General features: G+C 65.2%; 11 protein-coding genes and 3 pseudogenes. 7 read left to right on the top strand and 7 right to left on the bottom strand.

All coding sequences use genetic code 11. The annotated features are described in order from the left end of the window. Window positions 1–366 precede the first annotated feature (366 nt). From F6X51_RS26680 to F6X51_RS26650, 7 genes and pseudogenes are all read left to right on the top strand, one after another. The gene (locus F6X51_RS26680; protein WP_150966961.1) at window positions 367–1,176 is read left to right on the top strand and encodes a hypothetical protein; all 810 of its coding nucleotides are present in this window, start codon (window positions 367–369) and stop codon (window positions 1,174–1,176) included. After that, window positions 1,173–1,505, top strand: coding sequence for a hypothetical protein (locus tag F6X51_RS26675; RefSeq protein WP_150966960.1), 333 nt, complete (start codon window positions 1,173–1,175; stop codon window positions 1,503–1,505). The genes F6X51_RS26680 and F6X51_RS26675 overlap by 4 nt, the downstream gene beginning before the upstream one ends. Before the next feature lie 46 nt (window positions 1,506–1,551). Further along, window positions 1,552–1,773 carry a hypothetical protein gene (locus tag F6X51_RS26670; RefSeq protein ID WP_150966959.1) on the top strand — a complete coding sequence of 74 codons (222 nt, stop codon included), beginning with the start codon at window positions 1,552–1,554 and terminating at the stop codon, window positions 1,771–1,773. Between the two features lie 112 nt (window positions 1,774–1,885). Further along, complete coding sequence (locus F6X51_RS26665) at window positions 1,886–2,536, top strand: plasmid pRiA4b ORF-3 family protein (RefSeq protein ID WP_150966957.1); 651 nt, start codon at window positions 1,886–1,888, stop codon at window positions 2,534–2,536. Window positions 2,537–3,260: 724 nt separating this feature from the next. Beyond that, complete coding sequence (locus tag F6X51_RS26660; RefSeq protein WP_191970294.1) at window positions 3,261–4,295, top strand: TetR/AcrR family transcriptional regulator; 1,035 nt, start codon at window positions 3,261–3,263, stop codon at window positions 4,293–4,295. Between the two features lie 347 nt (window positions 4,296–4,642). Beyond that, window positions 4,643–6,021: pseudogene (locus tag F6X51_RS26655) on the top strand (efflux transporter outer membrane subunit); the annotation flags it as partial. Between the two features lie 864 nt (window positions 6,022–6,885). Next, window positions 6,886–7,461: a hypothetical protein gene (locus F6X51_RS26650; protein ID WP_150966953.1), complete on the top strand. Its 576-nt coding sequence runs from the start codon at window positions 6,886–6,888 to the stop codon at window positions 7,459–7,461. 232 nt (window positions 7,462–7,693) lie between these two features. Here F6X51_RS26650 and F6X51_RS29150 read toward each other — a convergent pair whose 3' ends face one another. The 7 genes and pseudogenes from F6X51_RS29150 to F6X51_RS28995 form a co-directional block, all read right to left on the bottom strand. Continuing rightward, window positions 7,694–8,152 (bottom strand): PD-(D/E)XK nuclease family protein, encoded by a 459-nt coding sequence (locus F6X51_RS29150; RefSeq protein WP_407658687.1) that lies wholly within the window; start codon window positions 8,150–8,152, stop codon window positions 7,694–7,696. 376 nt (window positions 8,153–8,528) lie between these two features. Continuing rightward, window positions 8,529–10,874: pseudogene (locus F6X51_RS26645) on the bottom strand (UvrD-helicase domain-containing protein); the annotation flags it as partial. 5 nt (window positions 10,875–10,879) lie between these two features. Further along, entirely contained in the window at window positions 10,880–13,072 is a 2,193-nt protein-coding gene (locus F6X51_RS26640; protein ID WP_150966949.1) for a PD-(D/E)XK nuclease family protein, read from the bottom strand. Between the two features lie 63 nt (window positions 13,073–13,135). Beyond that, window positions 13,136–13,606, bottom strand: a complete 471-nt coding sequence (locus F6X51_RS26635) for a hypothetical protein (RefSeq protein ID WP_150966947.1) — start codon at window positions 13,604–13,606, stop codon at window positions 13,136–13,138. A gap of 1,116 nt (window positions 13,607–14,722) precedes the next feature. Next, complete coding sequence (locus F6X51_RS26630; protein WP_150966945.1) at window positions 14,723–16,687, bottom strand: S41 family peptidase; 1,965 nt, start codon at window positions 16,685–16,687, stop codon at window positions 14,723–14,725. Window positions 16,688–17,024: 337 nt separating this feature from the next. Next, on the bottom strand, window positions 17,025–17,879 hold the full coding sequence (locus F6X51_RS26625) for a leishmanolysin-related zinc metalloendopeptidase (protein WP_150966943.1): 855 nt from the start codon (window positions 17,877–17,879) through the stop codon (window positions 17,025–17,027). A gap of 226 nt (window positions 17,880–18,105) precedes the next feature. After that, a pseudogene (locus tag F6X51_RS28995) lies at window positions 18,106–18,260 on the bottom strand (IS5/IS1182 family transposase); the annotation flags it as partial. Window positions 18,261–18,333 lie beyond the last annotated feature (73 nt).

Genomic DNA, 18,333 nt, shown 5'->3' with positions numbered 1-18,333 from the left:
CTGGGCCATCGCCCAGACTCGCACGCCTCACCCCGCGCGTGAATCCTCCGTCCGCGTCAGTGCATTAGTTTGTAGTTCGGGTCGCATCAGCGAGAAATTTCCGCAACCTTGTGTTGCATTTGAGGCACAGACTCAAAGGAGCCGTTATGGAATCCTTGTTCAGTGAACTATTGCACCATGGAAAGATTCATGAAGGGCATCTGCCGAAGTGCTTTGCTCGGGCCCATATCAATTCTGTTCGCTTCTTGTTCAATAAGTCCAAACATTGTTGCTTCCACTGGTCTCAAGCCTGAAGATATAAGTAGAAACATTCGGTGTGAGGTCAGAGACGCGTTCCGGTACAAGGCAGCCGGAGCGCTCCAGAATTTGGGTACTCCCGACAGCGGCACTGCGAATTTGGCGCGAGATCTTGCGAATGGTAAAATTACGTTGGCTGAGGCGCTTGCGAGAACCCGAAATCGTGTCGCGAAAGCCTTCATTTTAAAGTACAAGAATGTTGCGATTGCTTACGAATTCACCCTCGACATCACTGAGGAAAACTCGATTACTCCGAACGTTGACTTTGTGGGTGCCCTCACGCATCGCACGGTCACATTCGGGCTCTCTGCCACGAATGACTTATCGAGACAAAATGTATATCACTTCTATCTGACGGATCTACTCGGTTCACTCGTGGACGATCCTCAGATTGCGTGCGATAGGGCAGAAGACAGGGAGAACATTGAATTTCCGATTGCGGGGCGCATCGGGGTCGATAAGCAGGTTTCAACGTTTTTCAACTTGAATGAATTGAATCACTTGTCTGTATCTGGCTTGAGTGGCCTCGACTTGAACAAGCTTCCTACTCTCGCGGTTATTTACAACTTTCAAACCACTATTAGTGGTTCCGCCACGGCTCCCAAGGTAACTGTCACCCCTGCCGGTAAAGGGTACAATCCTAAGGAATTTGGCGTCGGCGCCAGCGTGAGCAGGAAAGACTTCCATAGGGCGATCATTTCATTTGCCTTGCCGCTTGATGGCAAGGCACCAAGCCTGGCGTATGTTCCGCCAGGTATAACGCTCGATCCCGCTTTCGCAGGAGCGATGGCACGGGCCAAGACGCCGCAAGAATCAGAGGCTCTCCGTGCGATAGCTGACACGAAGGTAAACCAGTACCTCAGCAGGAGTCCTCAATGAAGAAACCTCTGCGCTACCGCGGCCGCAAGCCCATACCCGTGTCTTCCGATACGATGGCCGAAATATTGAAGACGCTCGCTAGATCTGGCAAGCAGTCTGATTTCATGAAGAAATTGGACGATGCAGGCGAAAGTTTCGATCTGCGCTCACGCTTTGTCGCAAACAAGATAAAATTCGATCTTAGTCCAAAGGTTATCAATACGATCAAGGATTTTTGTTTCGTAAATCGACTCCACGAAGGCGATCAAGAGCATCATCGCTTCGTGAGTGAGGTGATTTATTCGCCGCCCGAAGGCTGCCCCGATTATCAGGACAAAGACGAGGTCTGAGCGAAGCTGTCACGGATCTCGTCCAAGCTTGACTTGAGACCCTTCGATGGCACCGATACAGCTTCTGAACTCGGCCAAGGTGCTGGACCGCAGGTCGATCAAGCTGGACATGCCGCCTGACGCGACGCCGAAGGTGGGAGAGACGCTGGCGAAGGTCGCGGGTCTCGCGAGGCTCCTACGCAAGCGGCACGGCTGCGGGCTGATCGGTATGGAGGAGGGCTCGGCAAGTTCTGCTCGTCGGCGAGCACGCGAAAGCGGAACCGCCTGAGCAACGGCTGGGATCGAGGCCGGATGGCCGGCCAGGATCTCGATGCGAGCATTTCGCTACCGAAGCCGCGGGTAGTTGACGCCGGCGTGCGCGCCGGGATCCTTTCGACCCCATGCCGTTCGAACAACCCAACGCCCTGCAGATCCACGTCGCGCTGGACGGCATCGAGCCCGCCGTCTGGCGGCGCCTCGCCGTGCCCTGCAGTTGGCATCTGGGCGAGTTGCACCTGGCCATCCAGGCCGCGTTCAACTGGTGGAACTACCACCTGCACGAGTTCGGCATCGGTGGCCTACGCTACGGCGATCCCGACACGGTTGATTGGTCTGGCGTCGGCGATCCCCGCGTGTTCGACGAGCGCACGGTGCGCCTGCTCGACTTCGACCGCGAGCCTGGGCTGGCCTTCACCTACCTCTACGACTTCGGCGACAGCTGGCTTCACACCGTCACGATCGAGGGACCTCTCGTTGTCGGCGCGCGGCCCCACCATGCCACCTGCCTCGACGGAGCCCGGGCACGGCCGCCTGAGGACGTCGGTGGGATCAGGGGCTACGAGCGCTTCCTGGCCATCATGGCCGATCCCGGCAATCCAGAGCATGCCGAGACCCGACGCTGGTGCGGCGGCCACTTCGCGCCCGAATGGTTCGACCGCGCGCTCGTCGGCAAGGACCTCAGAAGCGCCCTCAAGCCCACAACGCGGGCAGCGTCGCCGAGTCCACCGGCAGTTTCGCCGCGGCGCTCGCCCGCGCCTTTGTCGGGATGCTAAGCGCTGCGTCTGCCACGAGCGTGCGGCTCGGACGGCTCGCGGATGGGGTGACGCAGGAATCGGCGACGCGACCCGAGGAGACACAATCTGTTGCCTGCCTCTGAAGGCTGCACCGCAGGCCGCCGCTGATGGCGGTGGCCGTAGGCTCCTCGGCCTGTCCACTGCTCCAGGGCAACTGAAGCCGTACGCACAGCGCCCTGTCCTGATCGAGGCTGGCGGCGAAACTCTCGATGATGCGCGACCGCACGTGCTGGCCCATCAACCACGCATCGAATGTCGCGATTTGCTCATCATCCGGGCTCTGAGACATACGGCGGCGTCGAACTATTTTACCGCTGCCATGGACGAGATCGACGGACCTTTGCCGCTTCCTGCCTTGCATGGCGTGCGGTCACGCTGCCACCTCCGCATTAGGAGGGTCCGGTCGACGCAAAGGAAGTCGGCTCCGACCGATCAGTAAGGTGACAGAGCAAGGTCATGCGCTGGTCTGCGCAGCCGTCTCAACTTCGACCGGAAGCTGCCCACCAGCCATTGCGATCCATACGACGCGGCAAGGGACCCCGTGCCGACGCCGATCACCAACTGTCCCGCTTCAGGCGACCGAGGCATGCATTGCTGCATGACACGCTTTCTAAGTCAGTTGACTTAATTAAATCGGGAAATATAGGATCTTTTCGAGAGGGGCACGCACGACGTGGCGAGAACGACAGATCGGTCCGAAAGGTTGGCTGAGGCTGCCGAGCGGCTTTTTGCCGAGCGCGGCTACGCTGCCGTCGCCATCAGGGATGTGGCCACCGCTGCCGACATACCGGCAGGGGCGGTCTTCTACCACTACCCGAAGAAGGCCGACTTGGCTTCGGCCGTCGCGCAACGGCACCGCGCCAGGATCCAGGAAGCGCTCGACGGCATCCCGGCAATCGGGGGCGGGCCCCGAAATGCCCTCGAACGCCTCACCACCGTCCTGTGGTCGGACGACTCTGGGATGGCCCGGCATGGCTTCGGGGTCGCACGCTTGTCCATTGACCTTGCAGCCGATGGCGACGACGCGGCCGAGGCGCGGGCGGTCTGTCGCCAAGCCCTCGAAGCAGTCGAGGAAAGCGTCCGCCGCCTCTTGGCAGAGGGTCTCGACCCACGCGCCGCGACCTCCGCCGCCACACGGGTCCTGATGGTCTGGCAAGGGGCGCTGGTTATGGCCAAGGCGAAGGGGGGCGAATGGATGGAGCGAGCTGCGCTACCCGAGGTCCTGTCGGTCCTGCGAGACGTCGTGCGCATGGCCGAGCCTTACGACGCCTCGCCTCAGGGAGCAGGCGCTCCCAAGGTGTGCACTGCGTCGCATGCGCGTGGACGCACGGCAGGATCCAACGAAATGAAGCCCGGCCCGCTGCCGGAGCTTGGAGGGGTCGAGCCCCCGCCCCCGCCTCGATCGGCCGAGGGGACGGGACGGAGGCCCGTCGCGACGCCAGCCGAGGTTCTGCAGGCCGTCGGGACGATTCTCGACCAAGCCGGCACGCCGCTCAAGCGACGCCAACTCCTTGCCGAGGTCGAACGGATCCTCCTGGCCGAGCGAGGCTTGGGCATGCCGGGCAGGAACCCATTCGAGAACCTGCTGACCATCGTCAGCAAGGACAAGGCGCGGACATTCGTCAACCTCACGCCGCATGGCATCTGGATCCGAGCCCGTTCGTATCAGCCTCTGGGGTACGCGGCCGGCGCTGACTGGAAGCATCGTCCGACGCGCAGGGCGCGTCGCGAGGCCTAGCACCCAGTTCAGGCGCTCCGAGAACCGGGATGTCCGGCAGCCAGGCTCATCGAGCCAATCGCCCCCCACCTGTCTTCCCAGCGTCCGCGCGAATTTGCCGTGGTCGCGTGCGGGGATCCGCGGGTCCTAAGCGCGACTCATAGCCTGAGCTTGGGCATCACGTGTGACCAGTCTGGCCGGCTGCCTGGACTGCCAGCACCGAAGTATTCAGCTGCTGGATCCCCATCTCGAAGGCAGGCATCCCTAAGGCCGGCACTGCCCCGCCGAGAAGGCGGCGGGGCGAGCATGTGGAGGCGTTCGCCGGCCCTCCCGACGCGCCGTTCAGGAACTCTGCCCTCCCGTAGGCTGGGCAGCGCGAGGACAGCGCCGCGCACATCGCGTCGAAGAAGGGCTGGCGTCTCGCCCAGCCGAACGACGGGGCCGAGCGCGGCGACTGGTGGCGGGTGTTCAACGACCCCACCCTCGACCGACTCGTGCGCCTCGTCGACGTCGACAGCCAGACCCTGCGCCAGGCGGTCGCCGGCTACCGGCAGGCCCGCGCCCTCGTCGAGCAGGCCCGCGCCGCCCTCTATCCGACCGTGATCGGCGCGCCCTCGATCACCCGGGTGCGTACGGCGGGCGTCGAGCGGACCAACGTCTCGCTGCAGGGGCAGGCGAGCTGGGAGCTCGACCTGTTCGGCGGCACCCGGCGCAACATCGAGAGCAGGGTTTCTGCCGCGCAGGCCGGCGCCGCCCAGGTCGGCGCCGTGCGCCTCGCGGTCCAGGCCGAGCTCGTCACGAACTACCTGCAGCTCCGCTACAACGACGCCCTGCAGCGGGTGCTCAACGAGAACGTCGAGAACTTCAAGAAGACGCTCGCGATCACCGAGAACCAGTACAACGCAGGCGTCGCCGCCCGCTCCGACGTGATCACCGCCCAGACGCAGGTCCAGACGACGCAGGCCGCGGCCATCGCGGTCGGCCTGCAGCGGGCGACCTTCGAGCACGCCATCGCGGTCCTCGTCGGGCGCCCCCCTCCGAGGTCTCGGTCCCCGTGGCCTCCCTGGCGAGCCGCCCGCCCGCGGTTCCGGTCGGCATCCCCTCCGACCTTCTGGAGCGCCGCCCCGACGTCGCACAGGCCGAGCGGGCGGTGCAGCAGCAGAGCGAGCTGATCGGAGTCGCCGTCGCGGCCTTCTACCCGACCGTGAGGCTCTCGGCGTCCGGCGGCATCTCGGGCGATCCGCGCAACGGCCTGTTCTCGGCCGCGAACCAGGTCTGGTCGGTGGCCGCCGCCGGCACCGAGGTGCTGTTCGACGGGGGCGCCCGCGCCGCCGCCCTCCAGGGCGCGCGGGCGGCCTATGACAGAGCGGTGGCCAATTACCGGCAGGTGGTCCTCACCGCCTTCGGCGAGGTCGAGAACGAGCTTGCCGGCGTGCGCATCCTCGCCCGGCAGCAGTTGGCACAGGACGCCGCCCTCGCTTCCGCCCGCCGCGCCGTCGAGATCACTGTCAACGAGTACCGCGCCGGCACCCAGAACTTCACGACCGTCGTGACCGCGCAGAGCCTTGCCCTCAACAACGAGGTCGCCGCGCTGCAGGTGCGGCTCCACCGCTTCACCACCGCCGTCACGCTGATCCGGGCGCTCGGCGGCGGCTGGGACGTGCGCAGCCTGCCGGACGGATCCGAGCTCAAGGGCCCGCGCCTGCCGATCGACCGGGGCGGCCAGGCCGTGCGCACCGACGAGTAGCGCCGTACACGGCTTCGCGATGCGCATGGATGCCTGACGCGCCGAAACGCCAAGCACGATCGACCCTTTTGACGGATGACATCGGCGGCTTAGCTTGCGGGGATCTTTCACGAACATGCAGGCGTTCGTAGGTCGTCAGCCATGCTCGCGCTTGTTGGCTGCGGTGAGGCCAGAACGCGAGTGCGGATTAGTGCTGCTGAGGCTGTGCCATCGAGGTGTAGAAGGCATTGGGAAAGAGCCTGCACCGGTGTGCATGGGAGGTGAGATCGTTGAGCGCGTGAAGAACAGGTGTCTTAGGTTGGATGCATTATACAAGTGATATTTAGTCATGCGATGTAATGGCTTGCTCGCTCACCAAGTTGTAAAGGACATGCTATGAACTTGGCTCTTCGTCGCGGAGCCCGCACGAACGAGCGGTTGTGTTAAAGGTGAAGTGGCGAGTGGAGGCGACGGCGGGCAATCCCGGACGATTGCGTTGAGCGTCACCGGGAGGGGCCGTAAAACGGCAACGACGGCGCCCTTCTTCGGCCAGCTGCGATCGACGAGCCGATCGTCCGGGCCTTTGAAGGGGAACTACGCCGGATCGTGGTCAGTGTGCCCACGTACACCACGTCCCGTGCTCAGGCTCGTCCACCCGGAATGGCACTGCGGCCCCGCACCGAGCCAAAGTCGCGGTTGTTTGGGGTCGATGCCCCCGAGAGACGCGAGTTGGTGGCCGCGGGTCGTGACGGGGCGACTGGCTGGCGGCCGGCCTGCCGCCGCTGTCAAGTAGGTACGTGCGCGTACTGCCCAAGGCCGCCTGCGCTGCCTAGCTTGGATGGGTGACGACGCGCCCGCGACGGGCGGCCGACTCGAGAGGCTCGCTTGCGACAGTACCGCTCCCCCGCCCTCCGCGCCGCCGCCGCCGGCGTCGCCCAGGACATCCTCGACGCCAATGCCGGCCTGTGGGGCACCCACGAGGGCCTGCCCGACGGCGCGGGCAACGTCGCCCGGGCCGGCCTGCGCCTCGCGCGCCGGGTCAAGGACCTCTCGGACGGCGCGCTCCGGATCGACCTGCTCATGGACCGGTTCGGGCCCGCGGAGGACCTGCGCGGCGCCCCGCGCGAGGTGCGGGCGCTCGTGCACCGGGCCTGGCAGGCGCTGTCGGAGGCCTCCCTGATCATGGCTAACCTCTACCACGACGAGGAGACCGAACTCTGGCTCGCCCTGCCGCTCGCCGAGCGCGTCGAGCGCTTCAGGCGGCTCGGCCGCGAACTGCTGCGGGCCGAGTGGCTCGGACTTGCCGACGAGATGCAGGAGGAGCGCCAGCGTTTCCGGGACAAGCTCCTGATTGACGCCGAGGCGGCCGAGGCGATGGGCCTGAAGCGACTCGCGGCCGATCCGCTGTATGACTTCGCGAGAGCCATTGGCTACGCTATGCCGGCGGTTCGGGCGACGTAGGTCCTGTCCCGCCCCAAACCGGCTCACCGTCGCCGCCAGGCGTGCGGGCAGTCGAGTCGCGCTCGCCTAGGTCGCGCGGGCGGCGGTAAGCGGGGTGACCCGCAGCGGAAGCGGCGTCGGTGCCTTGACCGCCGACCAGGACAGGGCTGCGGAAGCGCCAGGGCCAGGCGAACGTCACGCGTCCTCGTCGTGTCGCGACGCCGTCCCGCGATTGTCTGGATGTGGCCAGCGGTCAGTGTCCCTGGGGGAGAGCTGAAACGGCCAAAGCCGCCGCCAACTCGCCGACTTCCACGATGGTCCCGACCAGCGGCATGTGAACGAACAGACCTGCGCAGACCGCACCGGTCGCTGTGCCAACCGCCTGCGCATAGGCGGCGAGCTGGGGTGCCGCCCGGACGGCCCGTTCTTCCCACAGTTCCGGGCGACCTGGGAAGCTCTTGTGGTCGACGATGGCGAACGCATCGCCCCAGTCCACGAGGAGATCGATCCGCCCGACCGTGTACTGCGAGGCGACAGGCGCGAACACCGGGACCTCGCGGCGCACGCGAGCGCCGGGAAAGCGCTGGGCCAGGAAGGATCCGAGGCGGTCGGCCGCGGCGAGGAGATGTCCCGGATCGAGATGGCCGGCGACCTTCCATCGCTCCAGCACGAAAGCCGCCAGCGAGCGGCGTCGATCGTGATCGCCCTCCATCGGGTCCGCGGCCAGGAAGGCGTGCACGGCTTGGCCGAGAACGTCCATCTCCGGGTCGCCGAGGAGCGGGAAGCGTGCACCGAGCGTAGTCCGGGCGAGTGCCGCGAAGGCAGCGTCGACGGCTCCCGCTCGGCCGCAGCCGCAACGGCCTGTGCGTCGTCCGTGGGCGCGGGATCCCGAGGAATACGCCGGGTGTCGAAGGTTTGTTGACCGCCCCTGCCGGGAGGGCGAGGAGTGCGAAGCGTGCGGGATGGTCGACGCCCCCGGCCACCACCGGCCGCCCGTCGTACATGGGCAGAACCACCTGGGGGGCCTCGCTCACGTCCAGGGTGCTGAGCCAAGCGCCGGGACGCGCGTTCCGGCCGAAGACCAGATGATCGCGGGCCCGGGTCGCTCCCACGTACAGCAGGCGGACCGCCTCGTCGCGGGCCTCTCGGGCAGCCCGCTGTCCGATCACGCTCGTCGTTGCCGTGGTGTCGAGGTGCACACCCGTCGATTGCGCGCCGTACGGCCAAGGCCAGAATCGAATCAAGCGCCCGGCCAAGGGCGCCTGCCAGTCGAGCGCCCCGTCGACTTCGATCACGGGGCTGAAAAGGCGCGGACGTGGTCCGCTCTCCAGCTGTGCGAGGATGACGACCGGCCACTCGAGGCCTTTTGCCTTGTGGTAGGTCATCACGTGAACCGCATCCTCGACGCCACGCGGGCAAGGCACTTTCCGGCCCTGGAGCCAGGCGACCAAGCCGCCGAGGGTGGCGGGGAGGCGCAACCGTGCGCACTCTCCCTCGTAGGAGCAGGCGACGCCGCGGAAGGCCTCAAGGGCATGCAGTCGAGTCGCGGCCTGCCCCCAACGGCAGGCAAGGTCCACCACGTCAGTCGCGAGGATCACGGCATCGACGATCTCGCACGGTGTCATCCCGAGCTGGCGGGCCCGCAGGTCATCCAGGATCGTCGCGAAGGGCACGAGGGCTCGCAGCGCCCCGTCCGGATCCTCGGCGCCAAGGGCGTCAAGCCATGCCCGGGATTCGTCTTCCCCTCCAATGAGGCGCGCGATCTCGGCGAGTGAGAGCCGGTCGCCGGCATCTGCCGTCCAACGCAGCGCGGCCATCGCGAGCTCGACTTCCGGCGTCGCGAACAAGTCTCCACGCTCGACCGCGACCCTGACGCCGAGCCGTGTGAGCGCGGAGGCAAGGTCTTCCACGTCGGCGTTTCCGCGGCAGAGGACTGCGATGTCGGAGGGACGCAAATCGCGCGCGCGGTTGCCGGGAGCGGACCGCACGGGCCAGAGCCCCGGTTCGGCCAGGGCTGCCGCGATGCCTCCCGCGAGGCTCGCGCTTCGGTCGGCCTTCTTCGTCCCGGTTGCGTGCCAGACGGTGAGCGGCGGCCGAGAAAGACCCTCATCATCGCAGGCGCAGTCCGTGAACCGAGACGCCTGGTTGGGCAGCCCCATCCGCTCGAAGGCCGGCAGGAAGGCGTCGTTGACGAAGGCGCACAGGCCAGGCCGGCTCCGCCACGACTTCGACAGGACCTCGAAGCGTCCTCCGGTGCCGGCCGCGACACCCTGCGTGGCGACGAGCGTGAGGTTCGCGTCCGTGTTGCGGAAGCCGTAGATCGCCTGCTTCGGATCCCCGACCCAGACGCTGTGCGCAGCGACGCGCGCGAGCTCGGTGAAGATCGCGACCTGCAAGGGGCTCGCATCCTGCACCTCGTCGATCAGCACGACCGCGATGCTCTCTCGGAGCCGCTCCTGCGTGTCGGGGCGCCGTAGGACCTCCAGCGCGAGCGCCTCCTGATCGGTGAAGTCGAGAAGCCCGCGCTCGGCCTTGTAGGCCTGGAACGCCGCCGTGGCTTGCGCGGCGCAGTCGAAGATGAGGCCGATGAACTCGTCGAGATCCCGCCGCAGCCTCGGGTGGCGAGGATGGGCCGCAGCGGCACGCGCGACGTCGGCAAACAGGGGGGCGTCGGCCTTGGAGGCATTCGGCTTGCTCAGCTTGGCCCAGAGTGGCCATGGCAAGAGCTCGTCCCGACTCAGTATACCGGCCGCGGCCTTCACCGCGCTCGCCGCCGCCGCCCCGTTGCCCCTCAGGGAAAGGCCGTCCAGGTCCGCCAACGCATCCCGAATCGCGGCGTGGAGGCGTGTGTCGAGACCATCTGCCGTCAGGAGGGGTTCCAACTGCGGCAGGAGAGCGAGCATACCGTCCCGCGAACGATGCGCCGAGCGGGACAGGCCGTCGGCGTCGATCCCGTTGGAGCGGGCCAGCTCGATGACGCGCCGGACGAGGTCCCGCCAGTCCAGCTCCTGGTCGGAGAGCCCGAACCGCTCGCCGAGCGCATTGAGCGCCGGAGCGAAGCGGGTCAACGTCTCGTCGGCCGCGGCCGCGAACAGGAGGGCGGCACTCTCGTCTGGAATGACCTCTCCGCCCGGCGGGCGTCCCAGTTCGAACGCGAAATCCTCGACCAAGCGCCCGCAGACGGCGTTGACCGTGCCCATGCGCGCTCCGAGCAGCGCGATGGCATCCTCGCCCCGGCCCTGGGCGATCAGGTGAGCGCGCGCGCGCTCGACGAGTTCCTCGGCTGCCTTCTTCGTGAACGTCGTCGCGAGGATGCGGTCCGGCGCGATGCCGGCATCGAGGAATTGCGCCAGCCGGCCGACCAGCGCGGTGGTCTTCCCGGTACCCGCCGAGGCCAGGGTGGTGTCCACGCGATTGATTGGGGATGCGCGCATGAGGCTTAGCCCGCGGACAGGGAGCGGCAGAGTCGGGTCATGTCGCAGTACGTGCAGACCTTGGGATGCAGCGGGAACGCCAGGTCCTCGGGGAGGTGCTCCTGCGCGCCCGCGACGCCCGCGGCGATCCCGCGCCCGGATCCGGCCAGCGCGGCGAGCCGCGCGCTGTCCCGCGCGACCGCGTCCCAGGTATCTGCCAAGCCGCGGGTGACCGTGATTTCCTCGTGGGCCAGCGGCGAACCTTCTTCCGCGAGGAGGCGCTGCTGCCGCAGCAGGAAGTACCCGGCCGGCGCTCCCGCCCCGTCGGGATCGACGAGGCGGCCGTAGGTGGCGAGCTGGATCGCCCGCCCCTCGGCAAGCTCGTAGTGGCGTGCGGTCGCGCCGTTCTCCGTCCATTTCAGGTCTATGATGGCCCGGGCGCCATCAGGGCCACGCACCACGAGATCAATCCGGCTGGCGACCTTGACCATGCCGAAGTCCCGCTCGTGCTCGACCTCCAATCCTTCGATTGCGAACCGCCCGCGGGCCAGGATGGAGGACAGGCTCGCCAGCGCGTCGGGGATGCGCTGACGCGCGAAGGCCAACTCGCGGGCGTGTCCCGGAAGAAGCAGGGGCGCCGCGATGCGTGGGAGGAGGCTGTCCAGCGCCGTCACGGACCGCGTCCTCACGATCTCGGGGACCGGGACCTCGCCCGGGTGAAAGGCCACCTGGGCAACGGCATGAGCGAGGTTGCCGAAGAGGCGCTCCGGCTTGGGGATCTCGCGTGCACCCCCTGACTTGAGGCCGGCCAGATGCTGCAGGATCCAGCGCATCTGGCAGGTGAGAAGATCCTCGAAGCTCGTCGCGCTCTGCCGCCGCTCGGGATCCTGTGCGCGTGCCACGAGGCCGGCCGGCAGATCCCAAGCGGCTCGCGCGCGGGGAAGGTCGACGGCGACGCTGGACGAGCGCACCACCTCCCGGGCGGCCAGGGGGACCCGCTCCGCGACGTAGAGGCGTTCCGCGACAAACCGGACCGATGACGCGTTCGACGCGTGGCTCAGGAGGGGATGAAGCTGCTGGCTGAACGGATGCGGTCCTGCCTCACTCCCGCGATTCAGCTCGGGACGGACCAGCATGAGCGATCGCGCGTTCAACACCGCCGCTCGCCAGTGCGAGGCCTCACGCCGACCCGTGGTGTGGGGGCGCTCCGGACAGCATCCGGCCGCATCGAGGGCGGCGCGTTCGCGCTCGCTCCACGGGAAGCGCGGGGAGGACGCCCCGGAGCCGGCGAACCCCCACCAGACCACCCGGTGCGCGGCCCCCCAGAGCGCGCCCGGGCTGCTGACGGCACGGGACCTGCCTTCCTGGGCGTGGCAGGTTGGGTCGGGCAAGCCGTCCGCGATGGCCTGATCGATCATCCGGTCGATCTGGAGGGCGGTGACCGGCGAGTGGCCAAGCGCCTCCAGCGCGGCGATGAGCGCGCGCGCCGAGCCGACGACGCACAGCAGCAATGGGTCGCGGTCGCCCGCGTCGAGCTCGAACGCCCAGTCGAGGACGCGGCGACAGAGTGCCACCGCGTCCGGCGCGGGCATCCCTTCCTTGCGGTCGTACCGGCCGAGGTTCGTCCAGGCGCGCCAGCGGTCGAGGGTCCGCTCAGCTTCCGCCGCCGCCTTACGGGCACCCGTCGCGTCCGGTGCCCGCGCCGCCTCGTCACGTATGCGCGCCTCGATCCGTTCCCACGCGAGTTGCCAAGCTGGCCCGCCGATGCCGGGCTCCTTGCTGAGCGCGCGCGCCAGGGTGCGTGCCGCCCAACGCCGCATCGGCGGCCGGGGCAGGAGCAGGAGCTCCAGGAGCTTGCCCGGATCCATCGGCGTCCAGGCCGCCGCAAAGCTCAGCGGCAGCACCTGAAGTGCCCCCCGGAAGGAAGATGGCGGCGAGAGGCCCAGCGACGGCAGGCCGCGCCGCCGCAACGCCTGGTCGAGGAGGCTGCTGTCGCCATCGGGAACGATCAGCACGGTATCGCCCGCCGCACCGGCCTCGGCCTCGCAGGCCATCCACTCGGCCACGCATTCGGCGGCCGCGGTCGCGGACGTTCCCGAGATGTCGCAGACCGTACCGTCTCCCGTAAACGCGGTGCGTTGGCCGGTCCGCAGGTAGAGATGCACCCGCCCAATGTCGGAGGCCACATCCACCGGCGTGAACGTCGTCAGGGTACGCACCGCCGTTCCGCCCGCCTCCAGGGCCTGAATGAGGCGACGCCACCCCGGCGCGATGTGTTCGAGCTACTCGGTGCATTCGAGGAGATCGATGTCGACAGGCGCTCCGCCTTCGACCGCCGCGATCACCTCGCGGAGCAGGTCGGCTCGGCCGCCCGGGAGAGCAGGACCGGCCTGCTCCGCGGCCTCAAGGTCGGCGAGGCGCTCAGGGGGGGCGACGAGCAGCGTGGGCGACCAGCCCGCCTCGATCAGGGCGTCTCGCCACGACAGCAGCTGTCGCGCGGTCGCCCATCCGTCGGATGCAAGCGAAGCGGTCCAGAACCGCGCCGTCTCCCTGGCTGCCGCCTCCAACTTCCTCTGCCACGTCGCGATGCGGACGACCGGCGGTACCTGCGGACCGCCAAGGCCAAGGCGCGTCGCCAGGATGTCGAGGAGTCCAGTCGGACCGACGACGGCGCCGTCCACGCAACCTGCCTCGCCGCCGGGGTGCTCGGGATAGGCACGACCGTCGGCGGCCGTCGCGAAGACGATGTGCATGCACGCTCCACTCCCAGGGGCGACCTCAGATAGGGCGCGCCGGATGCGAGCGAGGGATCAAATCGATCTATGGTTAACAACGCCTTGCTGCTTCGGTCTTATGCACAGCGGGGCAATTGCCGGTGGGTGCCAGCGAACGCAGGGCGGCACCTCCTGAGATTGACGGCTGAGTTCGGTTGCCTGTGAGCGCTGAATTGCAGGACGGCAGAACGGGCCCTGTCCGTCGCGTCGGACCCGCACGTTCTCGACTGAAGCGGCACGTGGAAGTGGAGGCGCCACCTTGCTGGACGGCCTTTTCCCAGTCCTTTTTAAGTCGTAGACACGACAGCTGGATGGCGCCAAATCAACTTGTTATCCGAAGAATGGAAAATTTCATACATCTTCAATTGAGTGAGAGGCTATCGAGCATTCGATGCCGTCGATAGTTCTTATTCTTGTATAAGATCCCTGTTTCTCCAAAAACTCAACAGATGTTCCCTCTTTTAAATGCCATTTTTGGGACCCCCCGTCAGCGACGTTAGCCCAACAAACATCATCCCTTGTCAGTCGAAGAGCGAATGTTCTTTCTTCGGATATGTCTTTGCTCATGGCTTCCTCCGTTGGTAATCGGCTCTGGCAGTAAAAACAGATTGCATTCTGGGAAAGCAAATTTTTTGCTGTCGTCTTGAGGCAAGTCTGCTTCAGAGTCGGCGCAAAGCACATCTCAATCTCATGGTTTGTCTTGATTTTGTCTTGTGCTTGTAAATTATACACTATAGATTTCGTCGCGCAATAGGTCGCCGGAACAACCCTGAGCTTTAAGCTATAGGCTATGGTCCGCCGGGGTTTGTGGCACTGCATGCTCAAGCGAAGCCTAAAAGTGCAACGACGCCGGCGGCGACCGGCCTGGACGGTTTGGCGCGGAGACCCCTTATGGCGGCGTCTTGCCCCGTGGCGGCGGGCTTCCAGCCGCGGCTACTGGACCGCCGGTCGCGTCCGACAGCATGCTCTTCCTCGCAGGGGCGAGGCTCGCACCATTCAGGTGGTTCACGCGGTCACAGGTCGTGGGGGCAGGTCGATGCATACCGCCGGACCAGGGACATCCCGGCAGGGGAGAGGGGCACGGGCAACCGAGCGCTAGGGCTGGGCTGTCAGGCGCCGGGAGCAAACGAGCTTGCCAGATGCGTAGCCGCGCAACTCGATGTTTGCACCCGAAGGCGCAGGAAGGCGTTTTCGAACGGAGTCGTCGACGACGTCCAGGGACGCCTGCGGGCGGCCGTTGATGAATACATCGACGTAGTCCACGCCCCTCGTAGCAAGATCGAGCTGGATCTTGCCGCCTTCCCACTTTTGAGTTGCCTGGAACTTATAGGCCCGCTTCCCTGCCAGGAGGCGCCCGGCGTGCGCGATCAGATCGACGTTGTCATTCAGCACGTCGTTCCGGGTGACGTCATGACGTTCGTCCGGAAGTACGCCAAGATCCTCGAGCTCGGTGCCGGCCTCCGGCCCGACACGCAGCGTCCGGCGAATGGCCACCCGAAGGTTCGCCCCCTTCGGAAGGACGCCGAGAGGTGCAGGCAGTCCCGCGTTAACGAAGAATTGGTTGACGATATCCAAAGTCCACACGTTGGCGCCCCCTGCACCAGTATTCCCATCTACGCCCAGTATCGTCCCAACTTGATGATCGCGGAAGCCGGCGGTAAATATATCGGTTGTGCTGTAACAGCGCGCGTCAGTAAGTAGGACAACGGGGCCGTAATATCGTTGACCAATGTCGTTACATCGCTCAGGCGCCGTGATCGGAAAGGCCGAGGAAAAGGCCGCGCCGGTCTCCAACGCGCGACGAAGCGACGGTGCCCAGTCCTTGAAGGCCTTTGCACCTTCGCATAGGTTAAGGCAGTTAGAAGTATAGATAAACTGAAAGCGCGTCGGTTCGACGGTTCGGGGGGTAAGTAGCTGAAGAAGCCTTTCGCCGGCCCAGATCAGACCGCCTCCATTTCCTCTTACGTCGATAACCAGACCGTCGTCCGGCATCTCCGGCAGTTCGATAAGTCGCCTAAACTCGTTGAGGAAGGGATCGTCAGCTGACACGTTGAATGTGGAAATGCGGACATAGCTGTATTTCCGGCCATCGACTTCGACAACCCGCGCGGAAAAAACATCGGGCATCGTCGAATCGGTGCCGGTGATTGCCCCTGTGCTTTGCAACGTTCCGCCGGAGGCAGCGATCGCGGCCTGGGCTGATTCAATGTTCCGCTTCGCTGCCACGATCTGCTGAGCAAAAAGCATCTTGTCGACCCGCTGGAAGGTGTCGCCTTCGAGGTCCAGCCCAAATGCCGCGGCCGCCTCGATGGACATCTCAGGCATCCCTGCTCGGATCTCGTCGGGCAGATCGCTGATCGTCCAGTCGATCCGCGTCTCAAGGCTTTCCCCGCCAAGACCTTTGTATCCCACCGTCACCCACTCCTCGTCGGGTGGCGGTGCAATGTTCATGGCTCGCTTCGTCAAGCCCTCCACGCCACGCGCATGCCGAGCCTCGAAATTGCTGCCCGCGTGGTAGGACGCGGCGATGTCGACGGCACGTTCGATGGGGACTCCGTTCCAGTGCTGTATTTCAACGCCCCGAACAAAGGTCGGATGCGAAAACCCGTTCATGGTATGCGAGACGATGTAGGTGCGGCGGCCATGTTCAACGCAAGCCTTCACCCTGAAGGGTAAGAACGCTACGATCCTCGCAAAGTGCAGAGGAAGAATGTAATTGGTATGGAGATCGCGAAGCGAGGTGAAGATGTCGGTCATCTCATGATGGAACGCCAACTCGCTGGTGATCCCAGAAATACGCCGTCGCAACAATTTCAAGCGTTGCAGCGGATCCACGGCATGCATTGCCCTCTTCATGGGAAGATGGACATAAAAACTCTCAAGCAACTTGATTGCCTGATCGACAATGACTTCCATTTCATCTTCGGAGAGCTTGTCGATGGTTGAAAGGAATTCGCTGATGCCCTTTCCCGCCGACAGGGCGGCCTTGACGCTATCGTCGGCCGCCGCCACCAGGTCTTGAAGACGGCCGCCATCGTCATATTTCGGCTCCCGCGACATGCGTCGTCTCCCCCAATCTAAAGCTTTTTCAAACCCTCGTATTCTATCCGGGCATAGAGTCCTCGGCCGTCGGCAACCCAACAATGACGTTCGCCGCCGTAAAACATCAAAACAACCTTTGTGCCCTCCTCCAGTAGGCCGCCGAATGGTTTGGCAAACTTTGATCCAACTTCATCATAGTCAAACGGTAGCCGTCTGACCAGCTCATGAGTAAATTGATTGGGTGGCGGTTGAATCAGGTTTCCCGGAGGGACCAACGATATTTCTGGAAGTACGTGTGCCTCCGGCCTCTCGACGCCGTCACCCATTTCAGGGATCCGTCATGCCTGATGTTCGGCTACACGAGACTGCCTTCAGGCAGGAGCTGCGGGATATTCGTAATGACGATACCTCGGCTCTCTTCGGAGTGGTCTGTCAACACACCAGCCTCGGCAAGCTCGAGATGTCCCGGAAGCGCATAATGATCCGCCGCGGAGCGGTCGATGTCGTATCCCAGATCCAGAAGGCTTTCGATCGTCATGAGGCTGAGAGGATTTCCGGCTTGATTCACGAAACCGGTCATGAGTTCGGTGCCGAACACCGTCTCCCGCCAGTGCCCCCCTGCCGTCCCTGGCCCTCCCGTGTTCTCGACGGGGACCGGTAGCGGATTCGGGCTTGCGCGAAGTTCAGCGTAGGCGCGCATGGCGTTTTGACCGAGAAACACGGGGTTGGCTGTCCCGATGCCCTTGACGACATTCTTGCGCGTCCAAATGGTGCCAATTCCGATGACGTGCCCCATTTCGTGGGTGATCACGTCGTCCAGCGTTCCGTTCGCCTCCATCTGAGCAAGGTCAGCCGTATCAAAGGTCATCGTACCCTTCGCGGGAAGGAAGGCAGCTGTACCTGCGCCGGCAGGACGTAAATGCGTCGGGCCCGCCTGCCCTAGCACGCGCCCCGGACCGTCGATGGGAGCGCCTTGCGCGAGAATGAGCAGGTCGTCGACCACCTCGCCGTCGACGGTGACGCTCGGGAGATCGCCGCTGATGGCCCGTGTCCACCGGTTGGCTGCGCCCTTGAACGCGCTTTTTTGACGGTCGGTCAGGCCACCCAGAAACCGGACCGCGATGTTGTAGGTGCCAGGCGTCGGCCCAGCTCCGGCAGCGATGGCCGCCTCCCTGCCACCCGAAGCAATGTAGGTCTCAACCTCTGCCATGTTCCCCTCCCGTTTCCCATGCGGGTCACCAGTTGCGAGCTGAGTCGCGCAGGGGAGGCCACCTCAGCATTTTTGCTTAGTAACGTCAAATAATACTTACGACTTAGAGTTGATATTAACTTGGCCGTGCGGAGAGCCTAATCTGTCTTCGTCATCATCCGCACAGACCTTGCCGTCGGCAAGGCAGATTTCCCCTGCGAGGCCGTCCGAAAGTCATGGTGAGCGCGATGCGCGGCAGACGGACCATCGCTGCGACTGCGTGGAGGACGGCCTCGGCCGACGCGCGGGTGGACTCGAAATCCTGGCGGAGCCGGCGGTTTCGGCTGATTCAGCGAAGAACCGTGCCACGACCCAGCGCCGCGGCTGCACGGCGAAGCCGACCTAACTGTGATTAGGCGTGGAATAAGGACCCCGTTTTCGGGGTGATCGGCGTCCAAACGGGCCCCCCAGGACA

It is taken from the genome of Methylobacterium planeticum (genome assembly GCF_008806345.1).
GTDB lineage: Bacteria > Pseudomonadota > Alphaproteobacteria > Rhizobiales > Beijerinckiaceae > Methylobacterium > Methylobacterium planeticum.
Note: the sequence above shows the minus strand (reverse complement) of the source record. Positions and strands in the feature narration are given on the sequence as shown.

Bases quoted from the DNA above. Each gene is read 5' to 3' on its own strand.
- F6X51_RS26625 (WP_150966943.1), bottom strand. From the start codon at position 17,879: ATGGCAGAGGTTGAGACCTACATTGCTTCGGGTGGCAGGGAGGCGGCC.
- F6X51_RS26665 (WP_150966957.1), top strand. From the start codon at position 1,886: ATGCCGTTCGAACAACCCAACGCCCTGCAGATCCACGTCGCGCTGGAC.
- F6X51_RS26675 (WP_150966960.1), top strand. From the start codon at position 1,173: ATGAAGAAACCTCTGCGCTACCGCGGCCGCAAGCCCATACCCGTGTCT.
- F6X51_RS26670 (WP_150966959.1), top strand. From the start codon at position 1,552: ATGGCACCGATACAGCTTCTGAACTCGGCCAAGGTGCTGGACCGCAGG.
- F6X51_RS26630 (WP_150966945.1), bottom strand. From the start codon at position 16,687: ATGTCGCGGGAGCCGAAATATGACGATGGCGGCCGTCTTCAAGACCTG.
- F6X51_RS29150 (WP_407658687.1), bottom strand. From the start codon at position 8,152: ATGGAGGGCGATCACGATCGACGCCGCTCGCTGGCGGCTTTCGTGCTG.
- F6X51_RS26635 (WP_150966947.1), bottom strand. From the start codon at position 13,606: ATGCACATCGTCTTCGCGACGGCCGCCGACGGTCGTGCCTATCCCGAG.